Raw genomic sequence first — 17,766 nt, forward strand, 5'->3', positions numbered from 1 at the left:
CGCATGACAAGGAACCGCGTTAACTCATGACAATCGCAACCGACCTGCTCGACCGTTTTGCCCGGATCGTCGGCGATCGCCACGCACTGCGCCAGCCTGCCGACATCGCGCCTTACCAGGAAGAGCCGCGCGGCCTGTTTGGCGGGGTGACGCCGCTGGTCCTGCGGCCAGGTTCGGTGGACGAGGTCAGCCGTATCCTGGCGCTGGCCAGCGAGACCGGTACGCCGATCGTGCCGCAGGGCGGCAATACGGGTCTGGTCGGCGGCCAGATGCCGGATGGGCAGGGGGGCGAGATCGTCCTGTCGCTGTCGCGGCTCAACCGCATCCGCGAGATCGACACCAGTTCCAACACGGCCACGGTGGAGGCCGGCGTCATCCTGCAGATGCTGCAGCAGGCGGCCGCCGAAAAGGATCGCCTGTTCCCGCTGTCGCTCGGTTCGCAGGGGTCCTGCCAGATCGGCGGCAATCTGTCGTCGAATGCCGGCGGCGTCGGCGCGCTGGCCTATGGCACGGCACGCGACCTGTGCCTGGGCGTCGAGGTGGTGCTGCCGACCGGCGAAGTGTTCGACGATCTGCGCAAGCTGAAGAAAGACAACACCGGCTATGATTTGAAGGATCTGTTCGTCGGCGGCGAGGGAACGCTGGGCGTCATCACAGCAGCCGTGGTCAAACTGTTTCCCCTGCCGAAGGGCCGCGAACTGGCCTGGGCGGCACTGGCCTCGCCCGACGACGCGCTGCGCCTGTTCGCCCTGGCCAATGACCGGGCCGGCAATGGGCTGACCGCCTTCGAATTGATCGAGCGCACACCGCTTGCCTTCACGCTGGCGCATGTTTCCGGCGCTGTCGACCCGCTGGCCGACCCTCACCCCTGGTATGTGATGCTGGAGATTTCCTCCGGCCGCTCGGCCGACGATGCCAGCACCCTGATGGAGGAAGTGCTGACCACCGCCTTCGAGGCGGGGCTGGTGGCCGATGCGGCGATCGCCCAGAACGAAACCCAGGCCGCCAGCTTCCGCCATCTGCGCGAATCCATGTCCGAGGCGCAGCGTGCCGAAGGGGGCTCGATCAAGCACGACATTTCCGTGCCGGTGGCGGCGATCCCGGAATTCATCGAGCGTGCCGGCCACGCCGCGCAAGAGGTCTCGCCGGGTTGCCGCGTCGTCTGCTTCGGCCATATGGGCGACGGCAATCTGCACTACAATGTCAGCCAGCCGGTCGGCGCCGACAAGGCCGCCTATCTGGCGCTTTACCGGCCGATGAACGATGCCATCCACGCCATCGTCCGCCAGTTCGGCGGCTCTTTCTCCGCCGAACACGGCATCGGCCGGATGAAGCGCGACGAGCTGGTCGCCACCCAGCCGGCCATCGCCACGGAGCTGATGCGCCGCCTCAAGACCGCCTTCGACCCCGCCGGCATCATGAATCCCGGCAAGGTGATCTAAGTGGAGGCCGGCGACGAGCGCGTCGGCGCACCGCCGCTGGAGATTGACAAAAGCCCGCTGGCGTTGTCATCTCACGGCATGGGGATTGCGAACTCCCCACGAGGCGACAGCCGAAGCTCGCGTTCCAAGCCCTCCCACGAGAAGGAACGCCGACATGCCTGTGCCAAACGCCATCACGCCCGATAAACTCTCGAAGCTGATCGGAACGCCGCGCTGCCCGGTCCTGCTGGACGTGCGGACCGACGCCGACTACGCCACCGATCCGAGGCTCGTTCCGGGATCGCGAAACGCCGATGCGACCCGCGTCGCCGAACTGGCGCCGCGCCTGGCCGGCCAGGCGGTGGTGACGATCTGCCAGGCTGGCCACAAGCTCAGCCAGGGCGCGGCCGCCTGGTTGCGCCAGGAAGGCATTGCCAGCGAATATCTGGAAGGCGGTTTCGCAGCCTGGGCCGAGACCGGGCAACCCACGATCAGGCCGCAGAAGCTGCCCAGGCGCGACGAAACCGGCCGCACGATCTGGGTGACGCGCTCGCGGCCGAAGATCGACCGCATCGCCTGCCCGTGGCTGGTGCGGCGCTTCATCGACCCGCAGGCGATGTTCCTGTTCGTCGCGCCGTCGGAGGTGGTCGGCGTCAGCGAGAAATTCGGCGGCGCGCCGTTCGACATCGAAGGGGTCTTCTGGAGCCATCGCGGTGAGTTGTGCACCTTCGATGTGATGATCGAGGAGTTCGGTCTCGACATTGCCGCGCTGGAGCGTCTGGCCCGGATCGTTCGCGGCGCCGACACGGCGCGGCTCGACCTGGAGCCGGAGGCTGCCGGCCTGCTGGCGGCATCGCTCGGGCTGTCGCGCATGTACGCGGACGATCTCGAACAGCTCGAGGCAGGCATGCTGCTCTATGACGCCTTCTATCGATGGAGCCGCGATGCCAGCGACGAGACCCACAACTGGCCGACCAACAAGGCAAAGCCCTGACATGACCGACGCCGAAACGACGCATGCCGAGCCGGAGGCGGATCGGACGCCATACCCCACGCTGTCCGAGGCGTTCGGCATCTGGGCGCGCATCGGCCTGTTGAGCTTCGGCGGGCCGGCCGGCCAGATCGCCATGATGCACCGCATCCTGGTGGAGGAGCGGAAATGGCTGGGCGAGCGACGCTTCCTCCACGCGCTGAACTTCTGCATGCTCCTGCCCGGCCCGGAGGCGCAGCAGCTTGCAGTCTACATCGGGTGGCTGATGCACCGGACCCTTGGCGGCATCATCGCCGGGGTCCTTTTCGTCCTGCCCGGCCTGATCTCCATCATGGTCCTGAGCTGGGTCTACGCATTGTACGGCAATACCGGCCTTGTCGAGGCCCTGTTCTTCGGGCTCAAGGCGGCGGTCCTGGCGATCGTGCTGAACGCCGTCGTCCGGATCGGCCGCCGCGCCCTGAGAAACGGCGCGATGATCGGCGTCGCGGCCGCCTCGTTCATCGCCATATTCGTGTTCGACCTGCCGTTCCCGCTGATCATCGCCGCTGCCGCGCTGGTTGGCTATACGGGCGCGCGCATGGGGCTGGCGGCTTTCGAGCCGGGCGACGGGCACGGCGCACCCGGCGGCCGGGCCATAGCCGATGCCGAGACCGTCCTTGGCGACGACATTCCCGCGCACGCCAGGCTCGACCGATCCTGGGCGTTGCGCATCTCCATGTTGTTCCTGCTTCTCTGGCTGACGCCGACGGCGCTGCTGGTCGCCATGCTGGGGCCCGACAATGTCTTCTCGGCGATCTCGGTGTTCTTCAGCCAGATGGCGGTGGTCACCTTCGGCGGCGCCTACGCGGTTCTGGCCTATGTGGCGCAGGAGGCGGTGAGCGCCCATGGATGGCTCGCGCCGGGCGAGATGCTCGACGGCCTGGGCATGGCGGAGACGACACCCGGGCCGCTGATCATGGTGACGCAGTTCGTCGGCTTCATGGCCGCATACCGCGACGCCGGCGCCATGCCGCCGCTGCTTGCCGGGACGCTGGGCGGGCTGCTCACCACCTGGGTCACCTTCACGCCGTGCTTTCTTTGGATATTCCTCGGGGCTCCGTTCATCGAGGGCTTGCGCGCCAACAAGGCGCTTTCCGCCGCGCTGACGACGATCACCGCCGCGGTCGTCGGCGTGATCGTCAACCTGGCCATCTGGTTCGGCCTTCACGTGATGTTCGACCAGGTGATGACCTATCGCGGATACGGCCTTGCGCTCGACCTGCCGGTGCTTTCCGCCATCGACCCGGCCGCGACCGTGCTGGTTGCCGCGGCCCTGGCGGCGGTCTTCCGTTTTCGCATCGGCGTCGTGCCCGTGCTGGCCGGCTGCGCGCTGGCGGGCGTCGTCCTGCACGCGGCTGGGCTCGCGTGAGGCGGGTCCCGCGCCTTGTGGCGTGCCTGTTGCCTGGCGGGCGTTGCGGCGGTTTACGCTTCGGTGATGTCCCTTTCCAGGTCGTTACACCCGGTGTCAAAGCGCTAACCAATTGTATGATCAGCAAAATTTAACCGACTTTCTAAGCCTGACGGTAACGCCCTCGGCGCTAGGGTGATCTCCATAACGAGGCCGCAAAGGCCCGGCGAGAGAACCGGAAAACCGGCTCTCAGGAGTGACAGGAAGGCTAACAATGAACAGTGGGCTCAAGCCAGTATGGGCGGGCCGCGCAATGCGGCTCGACCCTTTTCGTCTGCCACAGGCGGTCAGCTATGCGGCAATGGACGATTTCGGCGAAGTATCCTTCAGCATCGACAAGCGCGGCGTGCGCATGAAGCGTGTCCTGAGCCGCAGCGGCTTGCCGGTTACCTTCGCCCTGCCGCCGCGCGCTTTTCGCGGCATCGCTGCCCGCGCCATCGAGGATGAACTGGGCGACGTCACGGTGACGCTCGAACTGCACCATGTCGATCCGATGTTGTGCGTGCCGCTGCTGGTTGCCGGCGACCTGGACGACGTGGCCGCCGATTGGCGCGCCTGGTCGGAGGCCTATGGCCTGCCGATGCTGCTCATCGAGGCGGATGGAATTGCCCACGCTCTGGAAGAATCGATCGGCGAGGTCAAGGCGGCGCCACCGGCAGAGCGCCGTCAGGGACGGCCCGTCCGCGCCCGCCGGCCGCGTTTCCTGGCGCGCCGCAAATGCGGCAGCCTGGGCGTGCGCGTCGTCGTCGGCGGTGACGAGATCATCGCCCGCGACTGAATGCGGGCTGAAAGCGGAGCTTAGACCGGTTCAACGTTTCATAGAAACGTTGAACCGGTCTATCTCTTTGTTTTTCCGCATTTATGCGGACGTCAGGCGATTCCACCTGACTGCAAAATGCTCTAAAAGTGTGGGCTCACCACGGCCCACACGCCGCCGCCGATCAGTCCGAGGAAGATCAGCCAGCCGACCACATTGTTCGACTTGAACAATGCCAGGCACTGGTCCGGGTCGTCGATGTCGAGCACCCGGACCTGCCGCGCCATATGCGCGCCGGCGGCAACCAGCCCGGCCAGCGCCGGCATCGGCACCTCGGCCAGGGCGAAGGCGACGGCGAAGAACAGCAGCGCGCCGGCATACAGGGCGACCAGCCATTGCTTGGTCCGGTCGCCGAACAGCCGCGCCGTCGAGCGAACACCGACCAACGCGTCGTCTTCCTTGTCCTGATGGGCGTAGAGCGTGTCATAGCCGATCACCCACAGGATCGACCCGCTATAGAGCAGCAGCGGCGCCAACGTCAGGTTTTCGAAATGCGCCGCCCAACCCATCAGCGCGCCCCAGGAAAAGGCGAGCCCGAGGAAGAATTGCGGCCAGTCGGTGAAACGCTTGGCAAAGGGATAGACGGCGACGGTGGCCAGCGAGGCAAGGCCGACGGCGATGGCGAAGCCATTCAACTGCACCAGCACGAGAAGACCCAACAGCGCCTGCGCCATGAGAAACCCCCAGGCCTGGCCGCGTGTCACCTGGCCCGACGGCAAGGGCCGCGAGCGCGTCCGCTCGACAGCGCCGTCAATCCCCTCGTCGATGAGATCGTTATAGGTGCAGCCGGCGCCGCGCATGGCGATGGCGCCGACCAGGAACAGGGCGAGGTGCCAGATCGACGGCAGCACGTCGAACAGGGCAGCGCCGGGCCTGGCGAAGGCGCTGGCGGCAAGCGCGGTCGACCACCAGCAGGGCCACAGGAGAAGCTGCCAGCCGATCGGCCGGTCCCAGCGGGCAAGCTGCGCATAGGGCCACATCCCGCGTGGCAGGAAGCGGTAGACCCAATGTCCGGATGGCGCATCGGCAACGCGACCCTGGCCTTTGCGGGACTGGATCTCTTCCATGCTGTGCCTTTCCACTTCACGCTCGCGACAATCAAGCATGGAGTGGCAAGGCGGGCGCGGTACGTCAAGCTTTTCTCCTGAGGGAAGTTGCGTTCAACGCCTTGACCTGCGGCGTGATCGGCCATAGTGCAACGCTTCAATCGAAATGAAAGCTTCGCATTCATTTCGATTGAAGCAAAGTTGCCCTAGATTCAATAATTTAGTGGCCTGCTTGTCCCAGTCCAAACCTATCGGTTTGGCTGGGGCAGGACACTAGCCCGATGCGACATTCAACCAGCGGGAATTAAGAGCATGAAGGTTCTTCTCATCGGGTCCGGCGGTCGCGAGCATGCGCTGGCATGGAAGCTGGCAGCCTCTCCGGTGCTGACCAGGCTTTATGCCGCGCCCGGCAATCCGGGCATCGCAGCGGAAGCCGAATGCGTGGCGCTCGATGCGGCCGATCATGCGGCGGTGGTCGCATTTTGTCGTGACAAGGCGATTGATCTCGTCGTCGTCGGCCCGGAAGCGCCGCTGGTGGCGGGGCTGGCCGATGCGCTCGCCGGTGCGAAGATCCGTGTTTTCGGGCCAAGCGCCGCCGCTGCCCGGCTCGAAGGCTCGAAAAGCTTCACCAAGGAATTGTGCGACCGCCAGGGCATCCCGACGGCTGCCTATGGCCGCTTCGACAATGCGCTGGCGGCCCACGAATACATTCGCCAACACGGCGCGCCCATCGTCATCAAGGCGGACGGCCTGGCCGCCGGCAAGGGCGTCACCGTCGCCATGACCGTCGACGAGGCGCTGGCGGCGGTGGATGAGTGTTTGGACGGCGGTTTCGGCGCGGCCGGCGCCTCAGTGGTGGTGGAGGAATTCCTCGAAGGCGAGGAGGCGAGCTTCTTCTGCCTGTGCGACGGCAAGACGGCGCTGCCCTTCGGCACGGCGCAGGACCACAAGCGCGTCGGCGAGGGCGACACCGGCCCCAACACCGGCGGCATGGGCGCCTATTCGCCGGCCCCGGTGATGACCGAGGCGCTGATCGAACAGACGATGAAGGAGATCATCGAACCGACGATGAGAGGCATGGCCGAGATGGGCGCTCCCTTCACCGGTGTGCTGTATGCCGGCCTGATGCTGACCAAGGACGGGCCGAAGCTGATCGAATACAATGTCCGCTTCGGCGATCCCGAATGCCAGGTGCTGATGCCGCGGCTGAAGGAGGACCTGCTCCTGCTGATGAACGCCGCCGCCGACGGGCAGTTGGCGCACATGTCGGCGCGCTGGCGCGACGAGGCTGCGCTGACGGTGGTGCTGGCGGCGAAGGGCTATCCGGCGAACCCGGAGAAGGGGACGATCATTCGCGGGGTCGAGCAGGCGGCGGACGGCGAGGACGTGTTCGTCTTCCACGCCGGAACGGCGTTGCGCGACGGCGCGCTGATGGCCAGCGGCGGGCGCGTGCTGAATGTGACGGCGCTGGGCGGAACCGTTACCGACGCACAAAGGCGCGCCTATGCGGCGGTTGACAAGATCGACTGGCCCGAGGGATTTTGCCGCCGCGACATCGGCTGGCGTGCCGTGCAGCGGGAGGGCTGACGTTTCCGCCTGCCGGCCCAATGTCAGAGGCAGGCCGCCGATTAGTCGTCCTCGAACGGATCGGGAGCGGGCTTGTCCCGCAGCGTTCCTTCGGCGGCCCGCTTTTTGTGATGCGCCAGCGAGCATTCGATCGAGCACAAGATGCCGCGATCCGTCCAATAGGCCGGACCGTGCTCGATGATTCCCTCATGATAGGCGAAGCCGGGCATGCCGAACGCCTTTCCGCATTCGACGCAGCGATGTTTCTCCGGACGTGCGAGCATCTTCGTTTCCCTTCTCGTCGGCGGGTTCTATCCAACCCGGCTGCCGGAAGCAAACATCCGAAGATTGACGTTTACGTAAAAAGAAACTAGCAAACTTGCGTCAAGGTATGATGGCGGGTCACGACCCCAGAGGTTAGGCTCGGCCTTGCATCCAGGAGGAGAACAGCATGTATCGAGCGCCGGTCGATGAAATCGCCTTCACCCTGAAACATGTGACGGGTTTCGCCGCCGACCTCGATGCGGGCCGTTTCGGCGACCTTTCGGACGATCTGGTCGATGCGATACTGGGCGAGGCCGGACGCTTCGCCGCCGAGGAAATCGCGCCGCTGGCCAAGATCGGCGACGAGAAGGGGGCGGTGCTGAAGGACGGCGCGGTGACGACGCCGACCGGCTGGGCCGATCTCTACAGGCGCTGGTGCGAAGGCGGCTGGAACGGCCTGTCGGCGCCGGAGGAATTCGGCGGCCAGGGCCTGCCGACATTGCTTGCCGTGGCGGCGCTCGAAATGTGGAACTCCGGCTCGATGGCGTTCGCCATCGGCCCGACATTGACCATCGGCGCCATCGAGGCGCTCGACAAGCACGCGACGCCCGAATTGCAGGCGACCTATCTGGAAAAGCTCGTCTCCGGCCAGTGGATGGGGACGATGAACCTGACCGAGCCGCAGGCGGGTTCCGACCTGAACGCGCTGAAGGCGCGTGCCGAGCCGGCCGGCGACGGCACGTACCGGATTTTCGGCCAGAAGATCTTCATCACCTATGGCGAGCACGATTTCACCGACAACATCGTGCATCTGGTGCTGGCGCGCTTGGCCGACGCGCCGGCCGGCACCAAAGGGCTGTCGCTGTTCCTGGTGCCGAAATTCCTTGTCAACGACGATGGAACGCCAGGCGCGCGCAACGATGTCTTCTGCGCCTCGATCGAACACAAGCTCGGCATCCATGCCTCGCCGACCTGCACCATGATCTATGGCGACGGCAGGTTCGGCGAGACGCCGGGCGCCGTCGGCTGGCTGATCGGCGAGGAGAACCGCGGGTTGGCCTGCATGTTCACCATGATGAACAATGCCCGGTTGGCGGTCGGCATGCAGGGTGTCGGCGTGGCCGAGGCAGCGACGCAGCGCGCCATGGCCTACGCCGCCGAGCGCCGCCAGGGCCGCGCGCCGGAGGCAGCGGGCCCGGGCATGAGCCCGATCATCGAACACCCCGATGTCAGGCGCACGCTGCTGACGATGAAGGCGATGACGCAGATGGCGCGGGCCATCACCTATTGCTGCGCGCATGCCATCGACATGGCGCGCATCGCCGATGGCGCGGCGGCGACATCCTGGCAGGCGCGCGCCGACATCCTGACGCCGATGGCCAAGGCGTTCTCCACCGACATCGGCGTCGAGGTGGCCTCGCTGGGCGTCCAGGTGCATGGCGGCATGGGCTATATCGAGGAGACGGGCGCGGCGGCGCTCTATCGAGACGCGCGCATCGCGCCGATCTATGAGGGAACCAACGGCATCCAGGCGATCGATCTGGTGATGCGCAAACTGCCCTTGCAAGGCGGCGCGGCGATCGACGGCTTCCTGGCCGGTCTGCGCGAGGATCACAAGGCGATTGCCGCCATTGGAGATGCCGGCCTGGGCATGACGGCGGACAAGATCGCGTCCGCGCTCGACGATCTGGAAGCGGCGACGGCGTTTCTCATCGAAGCTGTCGGGGCCGGGCGGATCGAAGCGGCGCTTGCCGGCGCCACGCCCTATCTGCGCCTGTTTGCCCTGACCATCGGCACGGTCTTCAATGCGCGGGCCGTCGCCGGTAATGAAAATCCCGGGCATGCGCTGCTTGTCCGCTTCATGGCGGAAAACCTGCTCGGCGAGACTGCTGTCTTGAAACGGCGCGTAACCGAGGGCGCCGACAGTCTGCAGGCTGCAGCCGACACCTTGCTCGGCGCATAGGCCATTCCAAAGGGAGGCGTTGGTGAACGACCATGTGAGGATTGAGCGCCGTGGCGCGCTGCAGGTGATCCGGCTCAACCGGCCGGAGAAGAAGAACGCCATCACGCGGGCCATGTATGCGGCAATGGCGGCGGCGTTGACGGCCGGCGACGCCGACGACGGCGTGCGCTGCCATGTGATCCTGGGGCAGCGGGGCGCTTTTTCGGCCGGCAACGACCTCGCCGATTTCCTCGCCGTTGCCACTGGCGGCGAGGGCGGCCAGGAGGTCTATGATTTCCTCCTGGCACTGGCCAAGGCCGCCAAGCCGCTGGTTTCCGGCGTCGATGGGATCGCCGTCGGTATCGGCACGACGATGCACATGCATTGCGACCTGACGCTGGCGACGCCGGCAACGGTTTTCTCGACGCCATTCGTCGATTTGGGCCTGGTGCCGGAGGCAGGCTCGAGCCTGATTGCGCCGATGGTGCTGGGACATCAGCGCGCTTTCGCCTTGCTGGCGCTGGGGCAGGGGCTTGTCGCTGAAGAGGCGAAGGCCGCAGGCCTTATCCATGCCGTGGTCGATCCCGACGCGCTGGACGATGCGGTCTACGAACTGGCCGAGAGACTGGCGGCCAAACCGCCCGAAGCCCTGCGGATCGCCCGCGACCTCATTCGCGGTCCGCGCGAGGCCATCATCGCGCGCATCGGCGAGGAGGCGGAGCATTTTCGCGCGCGCCTCAAATCGGACGAGGCGCGCACGGCGTTCATGGCCTTCATGAGCAGGAAATAGCGGGCGCAGGGGGCTTTGCGCCAGCAGTCAGGGATAAAGACGCTTCGTCTGCCAGCCGCCATCCGCGCTACGGCTGAACACCACCCGGTCATGCAGGCGGAATGGCCGGTCGTGCCAGAACTCGATGGTCTGCGGCAGGATGCGGAACCCGGACCAATGGTCCGGTCGCGGGATGGCGCCGATGGCGTATCTGGCGGTGTATTCGGCGACGGCTTTTTCCAGCGCGAAACGGCTTTCCAGCGGTCGCGACTGTTTCGAGGCCCAGGCGCCGATGCGGCTGCCGCGCGGGCGCGAGGCGTAATAGGCGTCGGCCTCCTCATCGCTGACCTGCTCGACCGGGCCGCGCACCCGCACCTGGCGGCGCAGGCTCTTCCAGTGGAAACACATGGCGGCCTTCCTGGCGCCCAGGATCTCGCGGCCCTTGGCGCTTTCGAAATTGGTGTAGAAGACGAAGCCGCGTTCGTCGAACCCTTTCAGAAGCACCATGCGGACATTCGGCATGCCGTCCGCATCGACCGTCGCCAGCGCCACCGCGTTGGGATCGTTCGGCTCCGACTGCCCGGCATCTTCCAGCCATTCGGCAAACAGCCGGTAGGGCTCGTCGCGCTCCGTGAAGTCACCGGATTTTAACCTGTCGTCAATCATGATGAATGCCTGGATCGTTAAGCTGTACGGGGAGAATGCCGATTGCCGGGGGCAACGCAAGCGCCAGTTGGGGGCAGGGCCTTGGCTCTGCGCTTTTTCGGTCGCGCCACGCTTGTATCCCTCTTGTCGCTTGCCGCCGGCTGCACGACCGGGGTGCTGGATCCGGGGCAGCCGGAAATCGACCGGTCTCTGGTGACACATTCGATCCCGACCGCCATGCCCGAGGGCCTTTCTGTGCCGGCAATTCCCGGCACGTCCGCTGTTCAGGCGAAGCTCGCCGCCGCCATGGACGGCGACGGTGCCGCGCTGCCGTTGGCTTGGGAAGATCCCGACAGCGGCACGCGGGGGATGGTGACGCACGTCGCCGCCGGTAAGCGCGATGCATGCAGGGATTTCGTTACCACCCGCGAGAGTTTCGACGGAGTGAGTCTCTATCGCGGCGAGCTGTGCAGCGACGATGCGGCCGGTTGGCAAATCCGCGCATTTGGGCCTCTATAGGCTCGAACAGCGCGGCCTGGTCTGGAATTTCTTCCTAGCCAATCGCATATTATGAACGACACCCCCATTTCACGACCGTTTTGCCGTACAATGCGCGACGGTCAGCAACAGAGCAGCACATGCGTGATCCTTACGACATACTCGGCGTGGCGAAGAAAGCCTCGGCCAAGGACATCAAATCGGCCTACCGCAAGCTGGCGAAGAAATATCATCCGGACCAGCAGCCGGACGATCCGAAGGCCAAGGAGCGGTTCAACGAGATCGGCCAGGCCTACGAGCTTCTCGGCGACGAAAAGAAACGCGGCGCCTTCGACCGCGGCGAGATCGATGCCGAGGGCAAGCCGCGCTTCCAGGGCTTCGAGGGCGCGGGCGGCGGCGATCCGTTCGCCGGTTTCCGCCGTTCCGGCCGGGCCGGTCCCGGCGGCCAGCAATTCGAATTCCGCACCGGCGGCGCCGACGGCGCCGGCTTTGGCGGGGCGGATATCTTCAGCGAGATTTTCGGCCAGGCCTTCTCGCAGGGCGGCGGTGCCGGCCGGACACGCCAGGCCGGGGGCGCCGGGCGGCGCCCGAGCGGCATGGGCGATCTCAACGCGACGCTCGACGTCGACATCGAGGATGTCGCCAAGGCTGCCAAGGTGACGGCGATTTTCCCCGGCGGGCGGCGCATCGCCGTCAAGCTGCCGCACTATGTCGAGGACGGCCAGGTGATCCGCTTGAAGGGGCAAGGCGACGAGACGCCGTTCGGCGAGCGCGGCGACGCGCTGGTCAAGCTGCGCTTCAGGAAACATCCGCGCTATAGGGTCGAGGGGCGCGACCTGCATGTCGACCTGCCGGTCAGCCTGCGCGACGCCGTTCTGGGCGCCAAGGTGGCCGTCGAGACGCCGGCCGGCAAGATCGCCGTGGCGGTGCCCGCCTGGTCGAGTTCGGACCGCACCCTGCGCCTGAAGGGGCGCGGCCTGCCGCGCAAGACCGAGGGGCACGGCGACCTCTACGCCCATGTGCAGATCATGCTGCCGGAAGGCGGCGATCCGGCGCTGGAGGCTTTGTTCCGCCAATCCGCTTGATGCATCCGTTGGGCTGTGCGATAGGGCTGCCGGCTTGTCGCATTTTGCAGTCAGGTGGAATCATCTGACGTGCGCATAAATGCGGAAAAACAAGAAGACCGAGCGTCCTTTATGCGTCCGAATGGACGCATGGCGCTCTAGAGCGTCGCCGGGCAGGGGAATCGCCCGTCCGAAGATGCGCGAATACGGAGTGAGGAAGTGCCGCGCTTGGGATGAGCGCACGGCGCTTCGGCAACAGAGTTCGGAGAACCATTCCATGGCAAACGGCAATGGCCTGATGGCCGGAAAGCGCGGCCTCGTTCTGGGGGTCGCCAACAATCGCTCGATCGCCTGGGGCATTGCCAAGGCGTGCGCGGGAGAAGGCGCGGAACTGGCGTTGACCTATCAGGGCGACGCCCTGAAGAAGCGCGTCGAGCCGCTGGCCGAGGAACTGGGCGCGATCGTTGCCGGCCATTGCGACGTGACCGACATGGACAGCGTCGATGCGGTGTTTCAGACCGTCGAGAAGGCATGGGGAAAGCTGGACTTCCTCGTCCATGCCGTCGCCTTTTCCGACAAGGATGAATTGACCGGGCGCTATGTCGAGACGACGCGTGATAATTTCCTGCGCACCATGGACGTCTCGGTCTATTCGCTGACGGCGGTGGCCAAGCGCGCCGAGCCGCTGATGACCGAAGGCGGATCGATCCTGACGCTGACCTATTACGGCGCCGAGAAGGTGATGCCGCACTACAACGTCATGGGCGTGGCCAAGGCGGCGCTCGAGGCGAGCGTGCGCTACCTGGCGGTCGACCTGGGCGGCAACAACATCCGCGTCAACGCCATTTCGGCCGGCCCGATCAAGACGCTGGCCGCCTCCGGCATCGGCGATTTCCGCTACATCCTGCGCTGGAACGAATACAATTCGCCGCTGAAGCGCGTCGTCACCACCGACGAGGTGGGCGATTCGGGCCTCTACCTGCTGTCGCATCTGTCGCGCGGGGTGACCGGCGAGGTGCTGCATGTGGATTCGGGCTATCACGTGGTCGGCATGAAGGCCGTCGACGCGCCGGATATTTCCGTCGTCACGGAATAAGCCAAGAGCCGACCTTGACGCCACCGATCTACATTTCCCGCCACGGCCAGACCGACTGGAACGTCGAGGAACGGCTGCAGGGCCAGGCCGACACGGACATCAATGCCATCGGCCGCGCCCAGGCGGATCGCAACGGAACGCGGCTGGGGGAACTCATCGGTCAGGCTGAGGGCTTCGATTTCGTCTGCAGCCCGCTGCGCCGCACCCGCGAGACGATGGAGCGCGTGCGCGCCAGGATGGGGCTCGACCCTGCCGCCTATCGCACCGATCCCCGGTTGATGGAACTGCATTTCGGCGCCTGGCAGGGCTTCACCTATCAGGAGCTCGAGGCAGCCGAGCCGGGCTGCACGCAGGCGCGCTCACGCGACAAGTGGCGCTTTGTTCCGCCGGGCGGAGAAGCGGAAAGCTATGAAATGCTGGCGGTACGCGTGAAAACCTGGCTCGACGATGTGCGGCAGCCGACGGTCTGCGTCACCCATGGCGGGGTGATCCGCGCGTTCCTGTATCTGAACGGGTTGGTTACGTCGCACGAGGCGGCCAACCGTGGCACGCCGCAGGATCGTATCCTGCGGCTGCATGATGGCAAGGCGGAGTGGTTGTGAACCCTATTCGGGCAGCAGCATGTCGGTGATCTGCTTGACGCCGTTGTCGACCTCGCGATAGGCGACCACCACATCCATGCCCTGCTCGATGACCGAAACATCCATCTCGGTCGGCAGTTTGTAGGTCTGGCCGTTTTCCAGTGTGATCGTCAGGTTTTCCTGGTCGATCTTGGTAATCTTGCCTTCCGCGTCGGCGGCGAGCGCCGGAAAGGCGAAGGCACATAAGGCGAGTGCTGCTGCAAATTTGCGCATTCGGGACCTCTTGAATGTGGCTTTAGCGTCGAGCGCCTAAAGCGCGGAATCACCGATTTCTATAGAACAATCCAAATGTGTCAAAACTGGTGCGGAGCGGATCGTTTCGCGCCTGGCCAGCCGCGGTTCCCGCGCCTCCGCGCCGACTTCATTCCTCCTCGGGAATTCTGAGGATCACGGCGTCGTCCGGACCGACGGCGCGCCCGTCCCGCGCGCGGATGTCGAGGTGAACCGGCAATCCCTGCGCACGATCGACGAGGACCGAGTGTTTCTCGCCCGGGCCGAACAGATGACGCTCGCCGAATTGACGCAGCGCGACCATCACCGGAAACAGGTCCTGCCCCATCTCCGTCAGGCGATACTCCATGCGCGATCCGCTGTCGCCGACGGGGATCGCCTCCAGAATGCCGCGCTCCACCAGCGTGCGCAGGCGGTCGGTGAGGATGTTCCTGGCGATGCCCAGGCTCTTGCGGAACTCGCTGAAGCGCGTCAGGCCGTCGAAGGCGTCGCGCACGATCAGCAGGGACCACCAGTCGCCGATCACGTCCAGCGAGCGGGCGCTGGGGCAGTAGTCTCCCTTGAGGCTCTTTCGCCCGACCATCGATTTGGCTCCGACACGAGAATCCGGCTGCTATCCGATTTTTGGTTGCATTATAAAACCAAAAAAGATATCCGTCTTAAGGTCTCATAATACAACCAAATTTGACGGAAGTTTGCAATGGATTCGATCGATGACGACGCGCCGCGCGGCGCGGCGAACGATGTTTTGCGCTCGGACGAAAGAGGCGCAAGCGGCGATGGAGACGGCGAGAGGACTGTGGCGGCATGCACGCCCGATGCCGGCACGCCGGCGCTCACCCCACCGGTTATCCTCCTGTTCGCGGTGGCCAGTGGTCTTGCGGTCGCCAACGCCTATTTCGCCCATCCGCTGCTCGACGTGATGGCCGACGATCTCGGGCTGACGCTTTCCGTCGCCGGCCTGATCGTCGGCGCCACGCAATTCGGCTACGCGGTCGGCCTCATCCTGCTGGTGCCGCTCGGTGACCTCATCGACCGGCGCAAGCTGATCGTCGGCCAGTCGCTGCTGTCGGTCCTGGCGCTCGGCTGCGTCGGTTTCTCCGCCACCTCGGCGATGCTCCTGGCGTCGATGGCGGCCGTCGGCCTGCTGGCCGTCGTCACCCAGGCGCTCGTCGCCTATGCCGCGAGCCTCGCCCGGCCCGCGGAGCGTGGACAGGTGGTCGGCGTGGTGACGAGCGGCATCGTGCTCGGCATTCTCCTGGCGCGCACCGTTGCCGGTCTCCTGACCGATCTTTCCGGCTGGCGCACCGTCTATCTGGTGTCAGCCGTCCTGACGCTGGCGATTGCCGCGCTTCTCTACAGGGTTCTGCCGCGCCAGGACAAACCGAGGGCGCGGATCGCCTATCCGCGCCTGATCGGCTCCATGCTGACGCTTTTCGTCGAGGAGCCCGTGCTGCGCATCCGCGCCGTGATCGCCATGCTGATCTTCGCCAACATCACGACGCTGCTTGCGCCGTTGGTGCTGCCGCTGAGCGCGCCGCCCTTCTCGCTCTCGCATACGGAGGTCGGGCTCTTTGGACTGGCCGGCGCCGCCGGCGCGCTCGGCGCGGCCCGTGCCGGCCGCTGGGTCGACCGGGGTCACGGTCAGCGCACGACGGGTATCGCGCTGGCGCTCATGCTGGTTGCCTGGCTGCCCATCGCCCTGCTGCCGCACTCGATCCTGTGGCTGATCCTCGGCGTGTTCGTCATCGATTTCGGCCTGCAGGCGGCGCATGTCACCAATCAGGGCATGATCTACCGCGTGCGGCCCGACGCGCAGAACCGGCTGACCGCCGCCTACATGATCTTCTATTCCATCGGCAGCGCGGCCGGCTCGTCGCTGTCGACCATGGTCTATGCGCGCGCCGGCTGGGAGGGCGTCTGCCTGATGGGGGCTGGCATCGCCGCCGCGACGCTGGTTTTCTGGGCCGCGACGCTGCGGGCGACGCCCTCCGCCGCCACGCGGCGGATCGCGGCGGGCATGTCGGACGAGGAGCGCAATCCGGTTTGACCGCGCGCCGAAACGCCAATAGAAGCGAGGCAATCGGGCCCGGCCGGTCTTCGGGCTGTCGGAATCCTTGCCTTCTGAAAGCCTTTCCCATGTCGCACAACACATTCGGTCATCTGTTCCGCGTCACCACCTGGGGCGAGAGCCATGGGCCGGCGATCGGCTGCGTGATCGACGGCTGCCCACCTGGCATCCGTTTCACCCAAGCCGAGATCCAGGCCGATCTCGACAAGCGCAAGCCCGGCCAGTCGCGTTTCGTCACCCAGCGCCGCGAGCCGGATGAAGTGAAGATCCTGTCGGGCGTGCTGCCCGACGAGGATGGCGAGACGCTCATCACCACCGGCACGCCGGTGTCGATGCTGATCGACAATGTCGACCAGCGTTCGAAGGATTATGGGGAGATTGCCAGGCGGTTCCGGCCGGGCCACGCTGATTTCACCTACGAGACGAAATACGGCTTGCGCGATTATCGCGGCGGCGGCCGCTCCTCGGCGCGCGAGACGGCGACCAGGGTTGCCGCCGGTGCGCTGGCGCGCAAGGTGGTGCCCGGCATGGTGGTGCGCGGTGCGCTGGTCTCGATGGGCGACAAGGCCATCGACCGGGCCAATTGGGACTGGGATTTCATCGGCAGCGCCGACAACCCGTTCTTCACGCCGGACCCGAGATCGGTGCCGGTCTTCACCGACTATCTCGACGGCATCCGCAAGGCGGGGTCCTCCGTCGGCGCGGTGATCGAATTGGTGGCCGAGGGCGTGCCGGCTGGCCTCGGTGCGCCGATCTACGCCAAGCTCGACCAGGACATCTGCGCCAATCTGATGTCGATCAACGCCGTCAAGGGCGTCGAGATCGGCAATGGCTTCGAGGCCGCCCGCATCACCGGCGAGGAGAATGCCGACGAAATGCGCATGGGCAATGATGGCAGGCCGCATTTCCTGAGCAACAATGCCGGTGGCGTTCTCGGCGGCATCTCCACCGGCGAGCCGATCGTCGCGCGCTTCGCCGTCAAGCCGACCTCGTCGATCCTGACGCCGCGCAAGAGCATCGACAAGGACGGCAACGACGTTGATGTGCAGACGAAGGGGCGGCACGACCCCTGCGTCGGCATCCGCGCCGTGCCGATTGGCGAAGCGATGCTCGCCTGCGCCATCGCCGACCACTATCTGCGGCACAGAGGACAGACGGGGAGAGGGTGAATCGTCAGGAACATCTCCTGGGGCATTTTGCAGTCAGGTGGAGTCACCTGGCGTCCGCATAAATGCGGAAAAGCAAGGAGCTGGAGCG

The 17,766-nt window shown here is 65.7% G+C and carries 18 protein-coding genes; 13 read left to right on the plus strand and 5 right to left on the minus strand.

From position 1 onward, the window contains the following. The first annotated feature begins 26 nt into the window (after window positions 1–26). The 4 genes from AB843_RS06630 to AB843_RS06645 all read left to right on the plus strand — a co-directional run bounded on the left by AB843_RS06630 (window position 27) and on the right by AB843_RS06645 (window position 4,637). Complete coding sequence (locus AB843_RS06630) at window positions 27–1,442, plus strand: FAD-binding oxidoreductase (protein WP_048646012.1); 1,416 nt, start codon at window positions 27–29, stop codon at window positions 1,440–1,442. A gap of 154 nt (window positions 1,443–1,596) precedes the next feature. Beyond that, the gene (locus tag AB843_RS06635; RefSeq protein ID WP_048646013.1) at window positions 1,597–2,415 is read left to right on the plus strand and encodes a chromate resistance protein ChrB domain-containing protein; all 819 of its coding nucleotides are present in this window, start codon (window positions 1,597–1,599) and stop codon (window positions 2,413–2,415) included. A gap of 1 nt (window position 2,416) precedes the next feature. Further along, entirely contained in the window at window positions 2,417–3,820 is a 1,404-nt protein-coding gene (gene chrA / locus AB843_RS06640; RefSeq protein WP_048646014.1) for a chromate efflux transporter, read from the plus strand. A 253-nt stretch (window positions 3,821–4,073) separates the two neighbouring features. Next, on the plus strand, window positions 4,074–4,637 hold the full coding sequence (locus tag AB843_RS06645; protein ID WP_048646015.1) for a DUF6101 family protein: 564 nt from the start codon (window positions 4,074–4,076) through the stop codon (window positions 4,635–4,637). Between the two features lie 122 nt (window positions 4,638–4,759). Here the strand turns inward: AB843_RS06645 and ubiA are convergent, their stop codons facing one another. Further along, complete coding sequence (gene ubiA, locus AB843_RS06650; protein WP_048646016.1) at window positions 4,760–5,743, minus strand: 4-hydroxybenzoate octaprenyltransferase; 984 nt, start codon at window positions 5,741–5,743, stop codon at window positions 4,760–4,762. A gap of 291 nt (window positions 5,744–6,034) precedes the next feature. On the opposite strand from ubiA, the gene purD reads away from it, so the two are divergent. After that, a complete protein-coding gene (purD, locus tag AB843_RS06655) occupies window positions 6,035–7,309 on the plus strand; it encodes a phosphoribosylamine--glycine ligase (protein WP_048646017.1) in 1,275 nt (424 codons plus the stop codon). Window positions 7,310–7,350: 41 nt separating this feature from the next. On the opposite strand, the gene AB843_RS06660 is transcribed toward purD, so the two are convergent. Further along, window positions 7,351–7,572 (minus strand): hypothetical protein, encoded by a 222-nt coding sequence (locus AB843_RS06660; protein ID WP_048646018.1) that lies wholly within the window; start codon window positions 7,570–7,572, stop codon window positions 7,351–7,353. Between the two features lie 167 nt (window positions 7,573–7,739). Here AB843_RS06660 and AB843_RS06665 point away from each other — a divergent pair, with 167 nt between their 5' ends. Continuing rightward, complete coding sequence (locus AB843_RS06665) at window positions 7,740–9,515, plus strand: acyl-CoA dehydrogenase family protein (protein ID WP_048646019.1); 1,776 nt, start codon at window positions 7,740–7,742, stop codon at window positions 9,513–9,515. Window positions 9,516–9,537: 22 nt separating this feature from the next. After that, window positions 9,538–10,284 (plus strand): crotonase/enoyl-CoA hydratase family protein, encoded by a 747-nt coding sequence (locus AB843_RS06670; RefSeq protein ID WP_048646134.1) that lies wholly within the window; start codon window positions 9,538–9,540, stop codon window positions 10,282–10,284. A gap of 27 nt (window positions 10,285–10,311) precedes the next feature. Here the strand turns inward: AB843_RS06670 and pdxH are convergent, their stop codons facing one another. After that, window positions 10,312–10,929: a pyridoxamine 5'-phosphate oxidase gene (pdxH, locus tag AB843_RS06675; RefSeq protein WP_048646020.1), complete on the minus strand. Its 618-nt coding sequence runs from the start codon at window positions 10,927–10,929 to the stop codon at window positions 10,312–10,314. Between the two features lie 81 nt (window positions 10,930–11,010). Here pdxH and AB843_RS06680 point away from each other — a divergent pair, with 81 nt between their 5' ends. The 4 genes from AB843_RS06680 (at window position 11,011) to AB843_RS06695 (ending at window position 14,168) form a co-directional block, all read left to right on the plus strand. Beyond that, window positions 11,011–11,427, plus strand: coding sequence for an RT0821/Lpp0805 family surface protein (locus AB843_RS06680; RefSeq protein WP_157384444.1), 417 nt, complete (start codon window positions 11,011–11,013; stop codon window positions 11,425–11,427). A 119-nt stretch (window positions 11,428–11,546) separates the two neighbouring features. Beyond that, window positions 11,547–12,491, plus strand: coding sequence for a DnaJ C-terminal domain-containing protein (locus AB843_RS06685; protein ID WP_048646022.1), 945 nt, complete (start codon window positions 11,547–11,549; stop codon window positions 12,489–12,491). A 256-nt stretch (window positions 12,492–12,747) separates the two neighbouring features. Next, window positions 12,748–13,566 carry an enoyl-ACP reductase FabI gene (gene fabI, locus AB843_RS06690; RefSeq protein WP_048646023.1) on the plus strand — a complete coding sequence of 273 codons (819 nt, stop codon included), beginning with the start codon at window positions 12,748–12,750 and terminating at the stop codon, window positions 13,564–13,566. 14 nt (window positions 13,567–13,580) lie between these two features. Then, window positions 13,581–14,168, plus strand: coding sequence for a histidine phosphatase family protein (locus AB843_RS06695; RefSeq protein ID WP_048646024.1), 588 nt, complete (start codon window positions 13,581–13,583; stop codon window positions 14,166–14,168). Between the two features lie 3 nt (window positions 14,169–14,171). On the opposite strand, the gene AB843_RS06700 is transcribed toward AB843_RS06695, so the two are convergent. Further along, window positions 14,172–14,420: a DUF1344 domain-containing protein gene (locus tag AB843_RS06700; RefSeq protein WP_048646025.1), complete on the minus strand. Its 249-nt coding sequence runs from the start codon at window positions 14,418–14,420 to the stop codon at window positions 14,172–14,174. Between the two features lie 148 nt (window positions 14,421–14,568). Continuing rightward, window positions 14,569–15,021 (minus strand): winged helix-turn-helix transcriptional regulator, encoded by a 453-nt coding sequence (locus AB843_RS06705; RefSeq protein ID WP_048646026.1) that lies wholly within the window; start codon window positions 15,019–15,021, stop codon window positions 14,569–14,571. A 117-nt stretch (window positions 15,022–15,138) separates the two neighbouring features. Between AB843_RS06705 and AB843_RS06710 the strand changes: the two genes are divergently transcribed. Together AB843_RS06710 and aroC are read left to right on the plus strand one after the other, a co-directional pair. Next, a complete protein-coding gene (locus tag AB843_RS06710) occupies window positions 15,139–16,488 on the plus strand; it encodes an MFS transporter (RefSeq protein ID WP_082143686.1) in 1,350 nt (449 codons plus the stop codon). 89 nt (window positions 16,489–16,577) lie between these two features. Next, complete coding sequence (aroC, locus tag AB843_RS06715) at window positions 16,578–17,678, plus strand: chorismate synthase (RefSeq protein WP_048646027.1); 1,101 nt, start codon at window positions 16,578–16,580, stop codon at window positions 17,676–17,678. Window positions 17,679–17,766: the final 88 nt, after the last annotated feature.

The sequence above is a fragment of the Nitratireductor soli genome (assembly GCF_001050155.1).
GTDB classification, from domain to species: domain Bacteria; phylum Pseudomonadota; class Alphaproteobacteria; order Rhizobiales; family Rhizobiaceae; genus Nitratireductor; species Nitratireductor soli.